General features: G+C 70.4%; 17 protein-coding genes and 1 CRISPR repeat array. Of the genes, 2 read left to right on the top strand and 15 right to left on the bottom strand.

Features of this window, described 5'->3' with window-relative positions:
• Positions 1–46 precede the first annotated feature (46 nt).
• Positions 47–598 (bottom strand): helix-turn-helix domain-containing protein, encoded by a 552-nt coding sequence (locus ABZZ04_RS35480; RefSeq protein WP_356936353.1) that lies wholly within the window; start codon positions 596–598, stop codon positions 47–49.
• A 96-nt stretch (positions 599–694) separates the two neighbouring features.
• On the opposite strand from ABZZ04_RS35480, the gene ABZZ04_RS35485 reads away from it, so the two are divergent.
• Together ABZZ04_RS35485 and ABZZ04_RS35490 are read left to right on the top strand one after the other, a co-directional pair.
• Entirely contained in the window at positions 695–1,345 is a 651-nt protein-coding gene (locus ABZZ04_RS35485) for an NAD(P)H-dependent oxidoreductase (protein ID WP_356936354.1), read from the top strand.
• On the top strand, positions 1,342–1,665 hold the full coding sequence (locus tag ABZZ04_RS35490) for a multidrug efflux SMR transporter (RefSeq protein WP_356936355.1): 324 nt from the start codon (positions 1,342–1,344) through the stop codon (positions 1,663–1,665). Before ABZZ04_RS35485 ends, ABZZ04_RS35490 begins: the two co-directional genes overlap by 4 nt.
• A 105-nt stretch (positions 1,666–1,770) precedes the next feature.
• Here the strand turns inward: ABZZ04_RS35490 and ABZZ04_RS35495 are convergent, their stop codons facing one another.
• From ABZZ04_RS35495 to cas5, 14 genes are all read right to left on the bottom strand, one after another.
• A complete protein-coding gene (locus tag ABZZ04_RS35495) occupies positions 1,771–1,962 on the bottom strand; it encodes a hypothetical protein (RefSeq protein WP_356936356.1) in 192 nt (63 codons plus the stop codon).
• Positions 1,963–2,378: 416 nt separating this feature from the next.
• Positions 2,379–3,071 carry an ATP-binding cassette domain-containing protein gene (locus ABZZ04_RS35500; protein ID WP_356936357.1) on the bottom strand — a complete coding sequence of 231 codons (693 nt, stop codon included), beginning with the start codon at positions 3,069–3,071 and terminating at the stop codon, positions 2,379–2,381.
• Positions 3,064–3,981 carry an ABC transporter ATP-binding protein gene (locus ABZZ04_RS35505; RefSeq protein ID WP_356936378.1) on the bottom strand — a complete coding sequence of 306 codons (918 nt, stop codon included), beginning with the start codon at positions 3,979–3,981 and terminating at the stop codon, positions 3,064–3,066. Before ABZZ04_RS35505 ends, ABZZ04_RS35500 begins: the two co-directional genes overlap by 8 nt.
• 62 nt (positions 3,982–4,043) lie before the next feature.
• Positions 4,044–4,925: an ABC transporter permease gene (locus tag ABZZ04_RS35510; RefSeq protein ID WP_356936358.1), complete on the bottom strand. Its 882-nt coding sequence runs from the start codon at positions 4,923–4,925 to the stop codon at positions 4,044–4,046.
• Positions 4,918–5,883 carry an ABC transporter permease gene (locus ABZZ04_RS35515; protein ID WP_356936379.1) on the bottom strand — a complete coding sequence of 322 codons (966 nt, stop codon included), beginning with the start codon at positions 5,881–5,883 and terminating at the stop codon, positions 4,918–4,920. The genes ABZZ04_RS35510 and ABZZ04_RS35515 overlap by 8 nt, the downstream gene beginning before the upstream one ends.
• A gap of 23 nt (positions 5,884–5,906) precedes the next feature.
• Positions 5,907–7,508 (bottom strand): ABC transporter substrate-binding protein, encoded by a 1,602-nt coding sequence (locus ABZZ04_RS35520; protein ID WP_356936359.1) that lies wholly within the window; start codon positions 7,506–7,508, stop codon positions 5,907–5,909.
• Between the two features lie 172 nt (positions 7,509–7,680).
• Positions 7,681–8,814 carry an acyl-CoA dehydrogenase family protein gene (locus ABZZ04_RS35525; protein WP_356936360.1) on the bottom strand — a complete coding sequence of 378 codons (1,134 nt, stop codon included), beginning with the start codon at positions 8,812–8,814 and terminating at the stop codon, positions 7,681–7,683.
• Positions 8,811–9,998, bottom strand: a complete 1,188-nt coding sequence (locus ABZZ04_RS35530; RefSeq protein WP_356936361.1) for an acyl-CoA dehydrogenase family protein — start codon at positions 9,996–9,998, stop codon at positions 8,811–8,813. Before ABZZ04_RS35530 ends, ABZZ04_RS35525 begins: the two co-directional genes overlap by 4 nt.
• On the bottom strand, positions 9,995–10,963 hold the full coding sequence (locus ABZZ04_RS35535) for an NADPH:quinone oxidoreductase family protein (protein ID WP_356936362.1): 969 nt from the start codon (positions 10,961–10,963) through the stop codon (positions 9,995–9,997). Before ABZZ04_RS35535 ends, ABZZ04_RS35530 begins: the two co-directional genes overlap by 4 nt.
• A 507-nt stretch (positions 10,964–11,470) precedes the next feature.
• Positions 11,471–12,029: direct repeats of the CRISPR family, unit length 30 nt; unit sequence GTTGCGACCCCTCGTAGGGGCGATGAGGAC.
• A gap of 145 nt (positions 12,030–12,174) precedes the next feature.
• On the bottom strand, positions 12,175–12,438 hold the full coding sequence (gene cas2 / locus ABZZ04_RS35540) for a CRISPR-associated endonuclease Cas2 (protein ID WP_356936363.1): 264 nt from the start codon (positions 12,436–12,438) through the stop codon (positions 12,175–12,177).
• A gap of 7 nt (positions 12,439–12,445) precedes the next feature.
• On the bottom strand, positions 12,446–13,426 hold the full coding sequence (cas1b, locus tag ABZZ04_RS35545; protein ID WP_356936364.1) for a type I-B CRISPR-associated endonuclease Cas1b: 981 nt from the start codon (positions 13,424–13,426) through the stop codon (positions 12,446–12,448).
• Positions 13,427–13,924, bottom strand: a complete 498-nt coding sequence (locus ABZZ04_RS35550) for a CRISPR-associated protein Cas4 (RefSeq protein ID WP_356936365.1) — start codon at positions 13,922–13,924, stop codon at positions 13,427–13,429.
• Positions 13,921–16,338: a CRISPR-associated helicase Cas3' gene (gene cas3 / locus ABZZ04_RS35555; protein WP_356936366.1), complete on the bottom strand. Its 2,418-nt coding sequence runs from the start codon at positions 16,336–16,338 to the stop codon at positions 13,921–13,923. The genes ABZZ04_RS35550 and cas3 overlap by 4 nt, the downstream gene beginning before the upstream one ends.
• Positions 16,339–16,405: 67 nt before the next feature.
• Positions 16,406–17,059, bottom strand: a complete 654-nt coding sequence (gene cas5, locus ABZZ04_RS35560) for a CRISPR-associated protein Cas5 (RefSeq protein WP_356936367.1) — start codon at positions 17,057–17,059, stop codon at positions 16,406–16,408.
• Positions 17,060–17,093: the final 34 nt, after the last annotated feature.

Raw genomic sequence — 17,093 nt, forward strand, 5'->3', positions numbered from 1 at the left:
GACGGGTGCGGCCGGGTGCGATCGCGCCCGGCCGCACCCGCACCTTCTACCCGGCGAGCGTCCTCTCCGCGAGCGTGCGCAGGGCCGACTTGATCTCCTCCACGCCACGGCCCCGGCCTCGCTGGTACGCGAAGAGCTCGGGCGCCAGGGGGGCCAGCAGGACGTCGACGAGGGCGTCGGGACCCGGCACCCCCGCCTCCCTGACGAGCATGCGGACATGCGCGTGCCAGAAACCGTAAGCACCGGTGGCGAACCGGGCGGAACCGGACTCGGCACCCAGCGTGAGATGGACGTGCTGCTCCAGCAGGTCGGTCATCGCGGCGTAGAAAGCGGCCAGCCGCTGCGGGGGCGGGGCCCCCGGCCCCAGGGGCGGCTCCCCGCCCAGCAACTTCTCCTGGAGCGAGCGTTCGTGCTCGTCGAGGAGCGCCGTGGCGATGGAGGGGATGTCGGGGTAACGCCGGTAGAGCGTGCCCCGCCCCACACCGGCCTCCCGGGCGATGGCATCCATCGTCACCCTGCGCGGATCCCCCGCGGCAAAGAGCCGGTCGGCCGCGGCGAGCACCTTGGCACGATTCCTTGCCGCGTCCGCGCGTTCCATGGATCCACCGTACAGGAATAAGCGGACACGATGTCCGGTTACCCTGGTCGAGACAAGCGGACACACTGTCCACTTAACGCTTCCCAGGGGGTACCCATGTCCGTACTGCTGCACATCGCCGCCAGCGCCCGGCGCGACTCCCACAGCCGCGAGCTCGGCGACGCCTTCACCGACGCCTGGCGGGCCGCGCATCCCGACGGCACGTACGTGCTCCGCGACCTGCGCACCGACCCGGTGCCGCAGATCGACGAGGCATGGACCGAGCTCTGCGACCACGTCCTGCGGCACGGCATCACCGACATCGACCGGTACGAGGAGGCGGTGCGCACCCCGGCCCAGGCACGGGCCTGGGAGGTCCTGCAGCCGCTGCTGGCCGAGCTCGTCGCCGCCGACGTCGTGCTGATCTCGACCCCGATGTACAACTTCTCCGTCCCCGCCTCCCTGAAGGCGTGGATCGACCAGGTGACGTTCCCCCGGATGTCGCTGGCGGGGCGCCGCTTCGTGATCGCCTCCGCCCGGGGCGGGGCCTACGGTCCGGGCACCCCGCGCGAGCCGTACGACCACCAGGAGCGCTACCTGCGGGACTTCCTGTCGGGGCACTTCGCGATCGACGACCCGGTCTTCCTGGCGACCGAACTCGTGAACTCCCGGATCGATCCCGCGCTCGCCGCGCGCCGCGCACAGCACGACGAGTCGCGGGCGACCGCCCTGGCGGCCGCCCGCGAGCTGGGCGGAGGTCCGCGATGAGCTGGCTGCTGCTGATCCTGGCCGGACTGGTCGAGGTCGCCTGGTCGCAGAGCATCAAGCCGACGCAGGGCTTCACCCGGCCGCTGCCGACCCTGGTGTGCGCCCTGCTCATGATCGGCGCGGTGTACCTGCTCGCCCGGTCCATGGAGGGGCTGCCCGTGGGCACGGCGTACGCGGTGTTCACCGGCATCGGGGCGATCGGGGCGATCACCCTGGGGGTCCTCGTCCATCACGACCCGGTGAGCCCGGGACGGCTGGCCGCGGTCGCCCTGATCGTCGGCGGCGTGGCCCTGGCACGGGTGACGACACCCGCCGGGTGACCGCGCGGGGCGCGTCGGAGGCGGTGAGACCCCGCCGCGCCCGGGACCTCCCGTCCGGTTCGCGCCGGGTCCCGGGTCGTCACACGATCCGGGGCCCGGCGCCGCTCAGGGATTGAGGCTGCTGACGACGTCGGCCGTGGCCGCCAGGCTGTCCTGGATGGCCGGCGCCATGCTCGTGCTCGCGAGGAAGAACCCGAGCAGGGCGCAGACCAGTGCGTGCGAGACCTTCAAGCCGTTGCGGAGAAAGATCACCGCGAGGATCAGCAGTAGCAGCACCAGTGAGATCGAAATGGCCATGGCCAACCTCCTCCGCCGCGCCGGAATGCGGCATTCGGCCGCCAGTGTGGCGCAGCGGAGGAGCCGTCCGGACCACCGGCGTGTCCGCCATCCGGGTGTTGACTGAACGTCACGTCCGGGGCGGCGCGTCCGGTGTGCCGCCGGGGCGGGCAACCCCGGTCCGGCCGTCCCGGCCATGGGTGCGCGGGAAACGCTCCGGGCCCGTCGGGTCATCGGTGTCGAGGCGGTCGGCCCCGGCGGCCGGCGGCTCCGTCCGGGCCGCCGACCGCTCCGGTCCCGGCGCGTCGGGAGCGGCCCGGAAACGGACGCGCCGGCCCTCGCGGTGGGCCGCGGCGAGGGGTGCGCACGGTTTGTCCCGCCCGGCCGCGGGGAAAGAGGTCCACCCCCGACACCCGCCTGCTGCTGCCGCTGCGGAGTCACCCGGTGGGGCCCACGGCCTCCTGCGGTACGCCCGGCCCGAAGCACTCCCGCCAGCCGACCGTGCGGTCGCACCAGCGCTCCAGCAGTACCCGGTCGTGGCCGACGGCCAGCAGTCCGGCCCCGGCCTCCCTCCGGTAGGACTCGACGACCGCCACCAGCGCGGCGGTCGTCGACGCGTCGAGCATCGCGGTCATCTCGTCGCAGATCAGCCAGCGCGGCCGCAGCACCAGCGCCCTCGCCAGGCAGGCGCGCTGCAACTGCCCGTCGCTCACCTCGTGCGGGCGGCGGCCGAGCAGTTCGGCCGTGAGACCGACGGCGGGCGCCAGTTCGGCCACCCGGTCCGGCACCTGCGCGCGACGGCCGGTGGCCCGCAGCGGCTGGGCGATGATCTCGCGCAGGGTGAGCCGGGGGTCGGCGGCGAGCCGGGGCTGCTGGAAGACGACGCCGACGGCGGTGCGCTGCGTACGCGGGGCGGCGTGCCGCCAGCCGCGTACCGGTTCGCCGTCGAGCACAACCGTGCCCGCGTACGGGCGGTGCAGCAGTGCGGCGACCCTCGCCAGGGTGGACTTGCCGCAGCCGCTCGGGCCCAGCAGTCCGACCGATTCCCCCGCCGCGATGCTCAGCGACGCCTCGCGGACGACGGGGTCGCGGGGGTCGTATCCGGCGGTGATGCGGGTGAGTTCAAGCACGGTCCGGCTCCTTCTCCTCCGCCCGCACGCCGTGGTGGCAGGCCAGAGCGCCGTCGAACGGGGGCAGTACGGCGCACCGGTCGTCGGCGCGACCGCAGCGGGCGGCGAACGCGCACCCCTTGGGAAGCGCCCCGAGCTCCGGCGGCATGCCGGGGATCGGTTCGAAGGCGCGCTCCGGCAGGGCGTCCAGGAGGCCGCGCGCGTACGGGTGGCGCGGTCCCGGCCCGCCGAAGAACCGGGCGGCGTCGGCGAGTTCGACGATGCGGCCCGCGTACATCACGGCGACCCGGTCGGCGATCCGCTCGGCCGCCGCGAGGTCGTGGGTGATGAACAGGAGCGCCCGGTCGCCGTCGGTGTGGCGGCGCAGTTCGTCGACGGTCCGCTCGACGAGGTCGCGGTCGAGGCCGGTGGTGGGTTCGTCGGCGAGGAGCAGGGGCGCGTCGCCGATCAGGGCGAGCGCGGTCGCGGCCCGCTGGGCGAGGCCGCCGGAGAGTTCGTGCGGGTACCGGTCGAGGTGCCCGGTCGGGAACGAGGCGCGTTCGGCGGCCCGTTCCGCGGCCTGGCGCAGGCCGGGCCCGCGGGTGTCGGTCAGTTCGCGCAGGGTCTCCTCGATCTGGGCGCGCACGGTGCGGACCGGGGTGAGGTGGGCGGCGGGGCTCTGCGGTACGAGGCCGATGCGGCGGCCCCGCACCGTGCGGGCGAGGGTTCGTTCGTCGGCGGCGACGAGTTCGGTGCCGTCGCCGAGCAGCGCCGATCCAGAGGTCCGTGCGTTGCCGGGAAGCAGTCCCAGCAGCGCGGAGGCCAGCACGGATTTGCCGCAGCCGCTCTCGCCGACCAGGGCCAGGCACTCCCCCGCCGCCAGGTCGAAGCGCGCGTCGTCGACGGCGGCGATGTGCCGCCCGCCGCGCATCCGGAAGCGTACGGACAGGCCGCGGACGGAGAGCACCGGCGCCTTCGGTCCGGAGGGGGTCGTCACAGCATCAGCTCCGATCGGCGACGCGGGTTGATCCGCTCCCGCCAGGCCCCGGCGAGGCCCGCCAGCGCGAGGGTCGGAACGATCAGGAACAGGCCGGGGAAGAGGGTCGGCCACCAGTCCCCCGCGAGCAGCGAACCGCGGGCCGTCTGCACGAGGTTGCCCAGGCTCGCCTGATGGGTGGGCAGTCCGAGTCCCAGGAAGGACAGGGCCGACTCGTGCCACATGGCGTGCGGCACCATGAGCACCGCGGCGAGGCCGGCCTGCGGGAGCACTGCGGGCAGCAGGTGGCGGACGACGACCCGGCCGCGCGAGGCGCCGCCGGAGATCGCCGCGTCGATGAACGGGCGGGAGCGCAGCGACAGCACCTCGGCGCGGACGATCCTGGCGGTCGAGAGCCAGTGCGTGAGGGCGACGGACACGATCACCGGGCCGACGCCGGGCCGGAACATCGCGACGATGAAGATGCCCAGCAGCAGATGCGGCACGGACGAGAAGGTGTCCACGAGCCGCATGACGACGCGGTCGGTCCAGCCGCCGAACGCCGCCGCCAGCGCGCCGACCGCGGTCCCGATGACGGTGGCGGTGAGCCCCGCGACGATACCGACGAGCAGCGAGACCCGGAGCCCGTAGACGCAGCGCAGCAGCAGGTCGCGCCCGACGTCGTCGGTGCCGAACGGGTGCTCCCAGGACGGCGGCCGGAGCTTGGCGGAGAGGTCGACGGCCTGCTGGTCGAGCTGGACCAGTGGCGGCACCAGGAGGACCGCGAGCAGTACCGCGCCGACGATCACGGCGGAAGCGGCCACCCGGACACGGCGGGTGGTCCGACGGCTGGTCCGGCGAGTGGTCCGGCGGGCGGATGCCTGGGCGGTGTCAGCCATCGAATCCCACCCTCGGGTCGGCGATCGCGTACAGCAGATCGGAGAGGAGGTTGCCGAGCACGACGGCCGCGGTGGCGAGCACCGTGAGCGCGGCGAGCAGCGGGAAGTCGACCGAGGTGGCGGCCTGCACGGTGGCGGCGGCGATGCCCGGCCAGCTGAAGACCGTCTCGACGAGCAGGGCGCCGGTGATGAGCTCGGGGACGCGGGAGCCGATGAGGGTGAGCATCGGCAGCATTCCGGACCGCAGGGCGTGGCCGAGCAGCACGGTGCGTTCGCTCAGTCCGCGGGCGCGGGCGCCGCGCACCGGATCCTCGTCGAGCGCGTCCGCGACGCCCTGGCGCACGTAGAGGAAGAACCACGGCAGCTGGGAGATGCCGAGCACGGCCGCGGGGAGCACCAGGTGGATGGCGACCTGTCCGGGGGTGACGGTGTCGCTGGCCGCGTCGGTGAGTCCGCCGGCCGGAAGCACGTCGAGCTCCAGGGCGAAGACCCAGATGGCGAGCAGTCCGAGCCAGAAGGCCGGGGCGGCTTCGAGGGTGTACGCGGCGGAGCTGACGCACCGGTCGAGCAGGCGGCCGGGCCTGCGTGCGGCCAGCACGCCGAGGGCCGTGCCGAGGACCACGGCGACGGCGAAGGCGGTCGCGGCGAGCAGTACGGACCAGCCCAGGCGTTCGCCGATGACGTCGGCGACCGGCTGGCGCATCACGGCGGATTCGCCGAGGTCGCCGCCGAGTGCGGAGGTCAGCCAGTTCCACCAGCGGCTGACGAGTGGCTGGTCGACGCCGAGGTTGGCCCGCAGCTGGTCGAGGTTCTCCTGCGAGGCGGTGAGGCCGGCGGTGCCCGCGTACGCCTTGACCGGGTCGAAGGGGGAGGCGGCGGCGACGGCGAAGACGCCGAACGTCACGGCGGCCAGGACGGGGACGGCGAGCAGGGCCCGCCGTCCCGCCATCCTGCCCATCGGCCCCCAGGGGAGGCGGTGGTTCACTTCTTCGGCGTCCAGTCCTCGACGTTCCACCACGGGCCGGATGCCAGTCCGTGGTCGTGCGGTTCGACCTGGGTGGTGAGGGGGCCGAAGCGGTCCTTCACGACGTAGAGGTGGTCGATGTGGGTGAGGAAGGTGTAGCCGGGGTTCTTCACCAGTTCGCGCTGGACGGTGTCGTAGGCGGACTTGCGTTCGGCGTCGTCACCGCTCCTGCGGCCCGCTTCGAGGGCCCGGTCCACGGTCTTGTTGTCGTACCACGCCATGTTGTTGAAGCCGTCGCCCGCGAGCGAGGACTTCAGCAGCGTGTACTGGTCGAAGTCGGGGTCGGCGGGCGATCCGCCGCCCGCGAGGACGGCGTCCTGCTTCATCCGGGGCTCGATGACCTCCCAGGTCCCGGCCTCGGTGGTGATGTCGATGCCGGCCTTCTTGGCGTCGGAGGCGTAGGCGAGCGCGTGGTCCTGGCGCAGTTTGTCGCCGGTGAGGTACCAGAGCGGGAAGGCGGCGCGCACTCCGTTCCTGGTGCGGATGCCGTCCTTGCCGGGCTTCCATCCGGCGTCGTCGAGGATCTTCTTCGCGGCGGCGAGGTCGTGGGGGCGTTCGGTGCCCTTGGTGAACCATGCGCTGTCGGTGGGCACGGGTCCATAGGCGGGCCTGCCCTCGCCGTTGAGGAGGGAGTCGACCATGGCCTTCCGGTCGACGGCGACGTCGAGGGCGCGCCGGACGGCGATGTCGCCGGTGACCTCGTTGTGGGTGGGCAGGGTCACGGTGCGGTAGTCGTACGTCGTGGCGGCGTACGTCCGGGTGCCGCCGTCGCGGGCGAAGCCCTTGGCCAGGTTGGGCGGCAGGATCGCGCCGTCGAGTTCGCCGGAGCGCAGCCGGGTGGCGCGCACGTCGTCGTCCTTGATGATCGCCATGGTGAACTTCTTCACCTTCGGCGCGCCGCCCCAGTAGTCGGGGTTGGCCCTGAAGGCGATCTTCTCGCCCTTGGACCACTTGGTGAGCAGGTACGGCCCGGTGCCTATGGGGTGGGTGGTGAAGGCGCCGGTGTTGACGTCCTGCCTGCCCGCGACGTGTTCGGGTGCGATGGGCAGGACGGTGCGCTGGGCGAAGGGCGCGTAGGGGTATTTGAGGGTGAAGACGACGGTGTCGTCACCGGCCGCCTCGACGCTCTTCACCGCGTCGAGTTCGGTGCGGGAGGCGTTGTTGGTCTTCTCGTCGAGGATGGTCCGGTAGGTGAAGACCACGTCCTTCGCACCGAACGGCTCGCCGTCGCTGAACTTCACGCCCTTGCGGAGGCGGTACGTGTACGTCAGCCCGTCGTCGCTCACCTCGGGCAGGGCGGTGGCGAGCGCGGGCCGCAGCTTCATGCCGGCGTCGAGGGTGAGCAGCCCGTCGAAGATCTTGGAGTTGCCGTCCTTGCCGTAGCCGAGCAGCGGGCTGAGGCTGTCGGGCTCGTAGGCGATGCCGACCACCGCCGAGTCCCCCGCGCCCGATGCGGAGCCGCTGCCGTCCGGACCCCCCGGTTGCGAACAGGCCGTCGCGGTCGACAGCAGCACCGCCGCCAGTGCGGCGGCGGCTCCCCGTATCGATCGGGCCGTCATACCCTGCACCCCTTATTGAAGATCGAATATTATTGCGAACCGTTCGCAATTAAACAGCAGGTAAAGGGGTGCTCGGTACCCCGCCGGGTGGCGGAGCAAGGAAGCGGAGGCGCGTATTCACGCGCCTCCGCTCCAAGTGCCCTGCCCCGGCGGGCCGTTCCTTCCTCTTCCGTTACGGCGCGGGCAGCTCCATGAGCTCGGCGACGGTTTCCCGGTGGTGTCCGGCGCTGCCGTACGCGGTCGAGTCGGCCTTGGCGCGCTTGAGGTACAGGTGCGCCGGGTGTTCCCAGGTCATGCCGATGCCGCCGTGCAGCTGGACACACTCCTCCGCGGCGTGCACGGCGACCTTCGAGCAGTACGCCTGCGCGACGGCCACCGCCAGCGGCGTGTCGGGGCTCGCGGTCGCGAGGGCGTCCGCGGCGTTGCGCGCGGCGGCGCGGGCCGACACGATCTCCAGCCAGAGCTGCGCCATGCGGTGCTTGAGCGCCTGGAACGAGCCGACGGGCCGGTTGAACTGGTGCCGTTCGCGGGTGTGCCGGACCGTCTCGGTCAGACACCACTCGGCGAGTCCGAGCTGTTCGGAGGCGAGCAGCCCGGCGCCCGCCAGCAGCCCCCGCTCCACGGCCCGTACCGCGGACGCTCCGTCGGCCAGGCGGGTTCCGGCCGCCGGGGCGAGGGTCACGGTGGCGAGCGGGCGGGTGAGGTCGAGCGGTACGAGCGGCTCGACCACGACCCCCTCGGCGCCGGTCTCCACCGCGTACAGGCCGTCGGTCGTGGGCACCAGCAGCACATCGGCGGCGGGCGCGTCGGCGACGGCGGTCACCGTGCCCTCCAGCGTGTCGCCCGCCACTCCGACTGGTCGCACGGCGCCGGGTCGCGCGGCGGAGAACGGCACGGCGAGGACCGCGACCCGGCGGCCCGCGGCGAGGTCGCCCAGGAGCGCGGCGGCGGGCCCGTCCTGCACGTCCAGGGCGAGGAGCGTCTCGGTGGCCACGACCGCGCTGGTCAGGTACGGCACGGGGGCAACGCTGCGGCCCAGTTCCTCCAGGACCACCGCGGCCTCGCGATGGGTCGCGCCCTGTCCGCCCAGCCATTCGGGCACCAGCAGCCCGGCGGTGCCGATGTCGGCGGCGAGGCCCTGCCAGAGCCGTGGATCGTACGGTGTGTCGGACTCGACGCGGCCGAGGACCGTCGGCGCGTCGCACCGGTCGGCGAGCAGTGCGCGCACCGCCGCCCGCAGGTCTTCCTCGGTCTCGGAGTACAGCAGGTCGGGTGCCGGGGTCTCCCCGGTCGGTGCCGCGGTCATCGGGCCAGGTCCTTCCAGGCGACGTCCTTGTCGTTGCGCGGCTCGGCGGGCAGGCCGAGGACGCGCTCGGCGACGATGTTGAGCAGCACCTCGCTGGTGCCTCCCTCGATGGAGTTGCCCTTGGAGCGGAGGTAGCGGTAACCGGCGTCGCGTCCGGTGAAGTCGACCAGTTCCGGGCGGCGCATGGTCCAGTCGCCGTACAGCAGCCCCTCGTCGCCGAGGAGCTCGACCTCCAGTCCGCTGATCTCCTGGTTGAGCCGGGCGAAGGAGAGCTTCATGCCGGAGCCCTCGGGGCCGGGCTGTCCGGCGACGAGCTGCTGGCGCAGCCGCAGGCCGGTGAGCCTGGCCACCTCGGCCTCGACCCAGAGGTTCAGCAGACGCTGGTGGAGGTCGTGGGTGCGCAGTTCGGGGCGTTCGCGCCAGGTGCGGGCGACCGTGCCGATCATGCCGCCCTCACGCGGGACGGAGGCACCTCCGATGGAGACCCGCTCGTTCATCAGCGTGGTCTGCGCGACCTTCCAGCCCTCTCCGACGGGGCCCAGGCGCCTGCTGTCCGGGATGCGCACACCGGTCAGGAAGACCTCGTTGAACTCGGCCTCGCCGGTGATCTGGCGCAGCGGCCTGACCTCGACGCCGGGGTCGGTCATGTCGCAGATGAAGTAGCTGATGCCGCGGTGCTTGGGCAGGTCCGGGTCGGTGCGGGCGATGAGGATCGCCCAGCGGGCCAGGTGGGCGCTGGACGTCCAGACCTTCTGTCCGTCGACCACCCAGTCGTCGCCGTCGCGGACGGCGCGGGTGGCCAGTGCCGCGAGGTCGGAGCCCGCGCCCGGTTCGCTGAAGAGCTGGCACCAGACCTCCTCGCCGACCCACAGCGGACGCAGGAAGCGCCGCTTCTGCTCCTCGGTGCCGTAGCCGAGGACGGTGGGGGCGGCCATGCCGAGGCCGATGCCGATCCGGCGCGGGTCGTTGTCGGGGGCGCCCGCGGCGGCGAGTTCGGCGTCCACGACGGACTGCAGGGAGCGCGGCGCGTCGAGGCCGCCGAGGCCCACCGGGTAGTGCACCCAGGCGAGTCCGGCGTCGAAGCGGGCCCTGAGGAAGTCGGTGCGGTCGGTGGTGGCCGGAGGGTGCGCGGCGAGCAGGTCATGGGTGCGGCGGCGCAGTCCGGCCGCGTCGGGGGCGGTCATCGGGCGGCCCCCTCCGGGAGGACGACGATCCGGCCGGTACTGGCGCCGTCGGCGACGCGCTGGACGGCCTTCGCGGCCCCGGCCGGTTCGACCCGCTCGCTGATCAGCGGCTTGACGGTGCCCTGTGCCGCGAGCCGGGTCAGCTCGTCGTGGCAGGCGCGGACCGCGGCCGGGTCCTTGGTGTTGTACAGGCCCCAGTGGAGGCCGAGGATCGAGTAGTTCTTGACCAGGGCGTGGTTCAGCGCCGGGGTGGGGATGACGCCGCTCGCGAAGCCGACGACGACCACCCGGCCCTCGAAGGCGACGCACTTGACGGACTTGGCGTACGCGTCGCCGCCGACCGGGTCGTACACCACGTCGGCGCCACGTCCGCCGGTGGCCTCCTTGACGGCGGCGACGATGTCCTGGGTGTGCCGGTCGACGACCAGGTCGCAGCCGAGCTCCGTGGCGGTCCTCGCCTTCTCCGCGCCGCCGACGACGCCGATGACGGTGGCGCCCGCGGCCTTGCCGAGCTGCACGGCCGCGCTGCCGACGCCGCCGGCCGCCGCGTGGACGAGGAGGGTCTCGCCGGCCCGGAGGTTCGCCCTGCGGTGCAGGCCGAACCAGCCGGTCTGGTAACCGATGTGCAGGGCGGCGGCCTCGGCGTCGTCCAGGGCCTCGGGCGCGGGCAGCAGGGCCGCCTCGTCCGCGACGACGTACTCGGCGAACCCGCCGTTCGGCAGCGCGGGAGTGGCGAGCACCCGGCGCCCGTCCGGCGTCCTGCCGCAGACCTCCACACCGGGTGTGAAGGGCAGCGGCGGCCGTACCTGGTACTGGCCGCGGCAGAGCAGCGCGTCGGGGAAGTTGACGTTCGCCGCGAGCACCTCGATGAGCACCTGGCCGTCACCGGGCGTGGGCCGGTCGATCTCCTCCAGTCTCATCACCTCGCTCGGCTCGCCGTTTCGGTGCACTCGCCATGCCTGCATGAGGGCCTCCACAACACTGTCGGCATTACCACTGCTCCGGCGCATACTAAGCGGTCGCTTGCCTCCATGGGAACAACCCGCGGGATCCACCCCGCCCACCGGGCTCAACCCCGACCGGCCACCCCCACCTCGGCGATCCGCGACGCAGTTCCAGCCGGTGCGACTGCTGCCGTCGAGCCGAGCGGCACGGTGAGGGCACCACCCGGCTCATGGCTGGTCGACCTGTCCCACGTGTTGCGACCCCTCGTAGAGGCGATGAGGGCCCCGGGGTCCGGCGGCGTTCACCGCGTACGCCGAGGGTTACGACCCCTCGTAGGAGCAATGAGGGCCGACTGCAGCACCCGCATCATCTACCGCCAGGAAACGTTGCGACTCCTCGCAGGAGCGATGACGATAAGGGCCTCCCGACCTGGCCCTACGCCTGCGACCCACGGTGCGAGCTGCGCCCTTTCTCAAGGACGACGAAGACAGAAATCCCGCGGCCGTCACACGGTCGCGGGACTATGGATTGCGACCCCTCGTAGGGGCGATGAGGACGCACACCGAAGCGACCGGCCGGCCCCGGTACGAGGTGTTGCGACCCCTCGTAGGGGCGATGAGGACTCCAGATCGAGGCGCACGACCAGGCCGTGATGGTCGTTGCGACCCCTCGTAGGGGCGATGAGGACGCGGAGGCCGGCCGCAGCCCGCGGTCGGCTCCGCCCATGTTGCGACCCCTCGTAGGGGCGATGAGGACCCGGGTCGTAGTGCCCGGCATTGAGCGTGCAGACGAGTTGCGACCCCTCGTAGGGGCGATGAGGACCAGCGTGGTCCGCACGCTCACCCGCCGCAGGCTCACGTTGCGACCCCTCGTAGGGGCGATGAGGACCGCCCACGACATCCCGTCGATCGACTCACCCTACTTGTTGCGACCCCTCGTAGGGGCGATGAGGACCGCCGAACCGTGGGTTCATGAGCTGACGATCTACCGGTTGCGACCCCTCGTAGGGGCGATGAGGACGCGGGGGGTGAACGCGCGGCGGACGGCCGTCCAGAGGTTGCGACCCCTCGTAGGGGCGATGAGGACCCCACGGTAAAAGCCCTGGTGGCAATGGGTCTCGCAGAGCGTCTGTTCCCCCATTTTGCAGCAGACCTCCGGTAGCGTTCTCCGTTCCGGTGTGGCGCTGCAGATTTGTGTGCGCTGCCATGTTCATCGTTCGGTCTCGCCCTGGTCAGAGCACGTCGGTGGGAGCCGGTTCGACCATGCCCCACTCAAGGCGTTGTGGTTGGGCGCCGGGCGGGAAGGTGTAGACGAGGACGTTGTCGTACGTCAGGTCGAGGACGGATTCGACGGCAGCTTGGAAGCGGCGGAGTTGGGCCTCGCTGAGTTGGCCTTCGAAGACGCTGCGTTGTACGTGGTGGAGGTACTGACGGCAGGTTCGCAGGATGCGGGAGTTGCGTTTTGCGAGGGTGTCGTAGACGACGACAACGTACATGGCTTGGTCACCACCAGATCCTGAAGGGTTTGTAGGTGATGCCTTCCAGGCAGTACCGGGTCAGGGCGAGAGCATCGAGGTAGAGGAGTTCGTCGTAGGCAACGTTCCGGCCGAGGCTTCGGTGAGCGATGGTGACGGCGAACTCGTCACGGACACTTTGCACAACGAATTTACGGCCGGCTTCGCTGAGCATTGCCTGGTTGGTCTCGCGGTCGAAGTGGTGTTCCTTCAACTGCTTACGGCTGGCCATGCGCAGCAGGAGGCGTTCCGCGAAGAGTGGCTTGAACATTTCGGCGAGGTCCAGGACCAAGGAGTGCCGCTGACGTTCCATGCTGCTGTGCAGGAAGGCGATACCGCTGTGGAGCGGGGTGAGACGTACAGCGGTGAGAATTCGTGCGTACGTGATTCCGTTGACGTAGCTGATGAAGGCGTTGCCCGCGTTCTTCGGTGGACGGCGGCTGCGTCCGCCGAGTTGCAGCCAGTCGGGGAGCTTCGTGTCAATGACTTCCCAGGCAGAGCGGCGGAAGGTCCCTTCTGCTCCCATGAGTTGAGAGGGAGTCCTGGCATCGGTGATGGATTCCTGGAGGACGGTATAGGGGCGGGTGAGGAGTTTGCGGTCGACTACGCGTTTCACGTTGAAGGCGGTGGCGTCGACGATGCCCCGGGCAATTTTCAGGCTGGTTTCGGAGTCTTCGGCGATACGTGCCTGGGCAAGTACGGTCTGGCCCGAGGTGCTGGTCTCGGAGGTGAGGAGGGAACCGGCGTAATCACCGTAGTAACTGAGGAAGTGGACGTTGATGCGGTGCCTGTTGAGGAGGGAGACGACTGCTGTGTTGATGTCGGTCTCGGCGCAAGCGACGATGTCACGGACGTCGGTGACGGGGATGTGGACGTTGTCGGCGTTCTCGCGTTCGATGATGAGGGATTCGTCCTTGCGGCGGATCCGGCACGGGCTGGTGAGCCAGTATGTTCGAGCGGTGGCGGGCATTCATTCCGTCCAGCAGTAGTCGGTGTAGCTGCAGCTGCGGCAGGCGGACCGTGCGAGTCGTCCCGGCGAGTTGGGCCGGGCAGCGATCGCGAGGACTTCGGCGATGTCTTTTTCGGCCTGGATTGCAGTTGCTGGGGTGTAGGGGAAGCGTTGCGTTCGCCGGGTTTTGGGGTAGTGCAGCACGGCGCCTTGCGCCTCGATGCCGACGCGGTGGAGCCGGTGGCAGTAGTGGCGTCCTTGTGCCTGGTCGGCCGGACTGGGGCGGGAGGAGGATTTGACTTCGTGCACCCAATGGCCGCCATCGATGAAGTCCAGTCGGGCGGCGCCGAGATCGACGGGAGTGTTGCGGGTGTAGGAGGTTTCGTGCACGGCTTCACCCAGTCGGACGGTGGCGCTGAGGTGCTCGGGGCGGATGCCGTGCAGGTAGAGCCAGAGTTGGCGGGGGCAGTGGTAGAGATACTTGATGTGGACGCCGCCGACGTCTTCCGTTTCGATCACAGGACTTCCCCTGGATGGTAGGTCTGTTGAGGCAGGCCGCTGACAGCACGCAGTCCGAGAACGGGGTCGTAATCCGCATCGACAACACGAACCTTGAGCTGCCGTTCGTAGCGGGTGAGGGACCCTGCCCAATGCGGCATGGGAATCAGGTACTCGTCCGCGAGAAGTCTGCCGTTGCTGGGGCTTCCTGCAGCCTCTTCGAGGGCTGCGGCGTATGCGTCGCAGTCGGAGGCGAGGATCGCTTCGGTACCGTCGAACTGGGCGTCAAAGCTTTCGGCGAGAGCAGAACGGTCGTCGAAAGGGAGCTCGAACGACAGGAAGGCTTCCTCGAAGTCCCGCTGATGGCTCTTCACCGCCGTGTGCCACTGCCGGCCCCAGGCACTGGCGTATACCTGGTCGAGCCATGCGGTGGTCATGCGTTCATCAACGGTTTCTCCTTCGTGCCGGGTGAGGATGTTCCAGGCGAGGCGCGAGGGCTCTTCCTCGTAGACTCCGTCGGCCCACAGAGTGGAGCCTGCGCCCCGACGGGGCGCGTAGGCGGGCTGGTGGACGATGACCGGGGCGGCCGGCAGGGCACCGAGACGGTTGGTACGGCCAAAGCGTTGCAGGAGCGCCTCGAGGTCGGCGGCGGAGGTATGACACAGGTCCAGGTCGATGTTCAGGGAGACTTCCAACGCTTGGGTGCCGACCAGGAGCCCGGGGAGTCTGGGGCGGCCCGCTTCGAAGCGTTTCAGAATGCCGGCCTCGATGGTGGATCGGTCCATGCGCCGGTAGCGGGAGTGCAGGAGGTGGGCCGATCCTTCGCCGTGCAACTGCGTACACAAAGGGGCCAGCGCTTCGTACAGGAAGATGGCGTCCTTGACGTTGTTGGCGATGACCAGAACGGAGCGGCCTTCGGTGAGACGGTCTCGTATCTCCGCGAGGGATACCTCGTCGGTGAGGTGAGCGAGGCGGGTGTGGATCCGGTGGCGGGCGGGGGCGGCCACTGTGGGGGGCGGCTCGACCAGGGTGACCGGCTGCTTCAGAGCTTCGCTGGCGAGTTCTGCCAGAACGGTGGGCAGGGTGGCGGAGAGAACCGCGACCCTGCCGCCGGTACGTGTCCACAGACGCATCATGGCGAGGATCATGCCGAGGCGACGGGCATCGAAGGCATGCAGTTCGTCCATGATGAAGACGGAGTTGGCACTGTCGAGCAGGATGCTGGAATGAACCGGTCCCGCAAGTGCTCCGCGCAGAAGTTGGTAAGGGGTGCCGACGCGCAGCAGTTCGAGGAAGTTCTTCGTCGCGGCAGCGCGGGAGTGGGCTTTGCCGGCCGCGGCGGCGCGATCCTGGTCGCAGCTGTCGAGGGAGCGGGCCAGGTGGTAGGAGGCGGCCCTGGAGTGGGCGACTCCGATGCCGAGCGGTGCTCGGAGTTCTTCACGTAGGCGGTCAGTCATCGCGTTGATGCTGGCCAGGTACGGAAGGATGTAGAAGACCCGGGGCGTGCCGCCGGTGTGGTCGGCGAGGTCGTCGATCTGGGTTCTGGCCCACAGCAGGGACCCTTCGGTCTTGCCACTGGCGGTCCATGACCTCAGCAACATGTGCCCATGGGTGTCGCCGGCGGTTTCCTGCTGGGGCCGGAGAGTGTGGCCTTTCGCCGCCAGCCGACCGACGAGACGGGCGTGGTAGTCCGTCGGCAGTGGGTGTCGCTGGTGGAGCGGGGCGTGGGCGGAGGAGAGATGGTCCGCCATGGTGACCGCTCCGAGGAGAAGAACAGCGAGCATGCCTGTGCTTTCGGCTTCCTCGAAGTCCAGGGGATATGCCCAACGGTCCATCAGTTCTTCGAAGAGCTGATGGGCGTGCCTGGTCAGTTCGCCCAGGTCGGCAGGGGGCACTGCCGTGTCGACGGGCAGGCCATTGGTTCGGGCGGTGGTGTGCAGCCACAGCATCAGGAGGCGGAATCGATCCTGGCTCGCGGGGTGGAACCGCATGGCGAACTCTGCGGGGCCGTCCGCGCCGTACTGGGTGAAGAGAGGCAGTTTTCGTGCGTCGCCTCCCCCGGTGAAGGCGCGGTGGTGGCCGGCTACGGCCGCGGCGATCCACCGGCGTTCGTCAACGGGAAGTTCACCGAGCAGTAGGCCGACGAAGCCCAGGGAGAGAACTTCGTGGCGCTCGCCCCACACCCGGGGCGGGCCGGGGGCGTTGCCGATCATCTGTTGGAAGCCACGTGGCAACTTGCCCGTGTCGTGGAACAGGGCCGCAAGCGCCACCCATGTCCAGAAGGCATCCGGAAGCCCGGGAATGCGCCCCACACGCGCCTGGACATGACGCGCGGCGCGCAGAGTGTTCTCCAGGTGGCTGGTCAACAGCTCGCCGGGGAGCGCAGGTTGCCCGTTTCCGGTGGGAGTCGGGCTCTTCGCCCGCAGATCAGTCATGTGTGGTCCATACGGAGCGAGCCTCACCGCGCTGTCGACGGCTCGGTCGGCGGCGGTGGCCGAGGGGTCAGGAAACTGTGGCGAGACAGAAGGGATGCACCGGCGGCAGCAGGGCGACCGCCTGGCCGGTGGCTGTCGACATCCCGGTGTCGAGCCGGGCGGTGGCACCGCGCGCTGCGTAGCGGTAGCCGCTCCACCAGGTGCGAGAGCGGTCGAAGGAAACGGCAGTGGTCAGTCGCATACGGGTACCGGTGGCACCGGGCAGGTCGTCGGGGACGACGGCATGGCCTTGTGTTCCAGGATGCGAGGACAGTTCCACCCGTCGGGTCCGGGCATTGGCCAGGTCCTGGCTTCGGCCCAGTCGCAGCGGCCACACCGGGCGCCTCAGAACCCGCTCCCAGAGGTCGAGGTCGTCGACCAGCCAGAGGGTGAGAGTGATCAGGGCAAGGAAGTCCCGGTCCTTGATGGTGGTGTTCGTGGACGTGCCCGGGCTCCCGAGAGGGTGGTAGGTCTCCAGATCGGTACCGGTCCCCGCAGCAAGAAAAGTCATGGCGAAACGGGTGCGTTCCGGAACCTGCTCCCAACCTCCGGCAGCGGCGGCCAGCAGACCTCCGGCGGTGGAAGGCGGAGGGCAGGGAAGCCCAACTTGCAGCCCTGAGTAGAGCGGGTTGCGGAAGCTGACGATAGGAGCGGTGACGACGATTTCCAGAGCGTGGGTCATGGGTCGCTTTCCTGTGCCAGGGTGCGGGGAGGGT

It is taken from the genome of Streptomyces sp. NPDC006435 (assembly GCF_040612315.1).
In the GTDB taxonomy this organism is placed as follows: domain Bacteria; phylum Actinomycetota; class Actinomycetes; order Streptomycetales; family Streptomycetaceae; genus Streptomyces.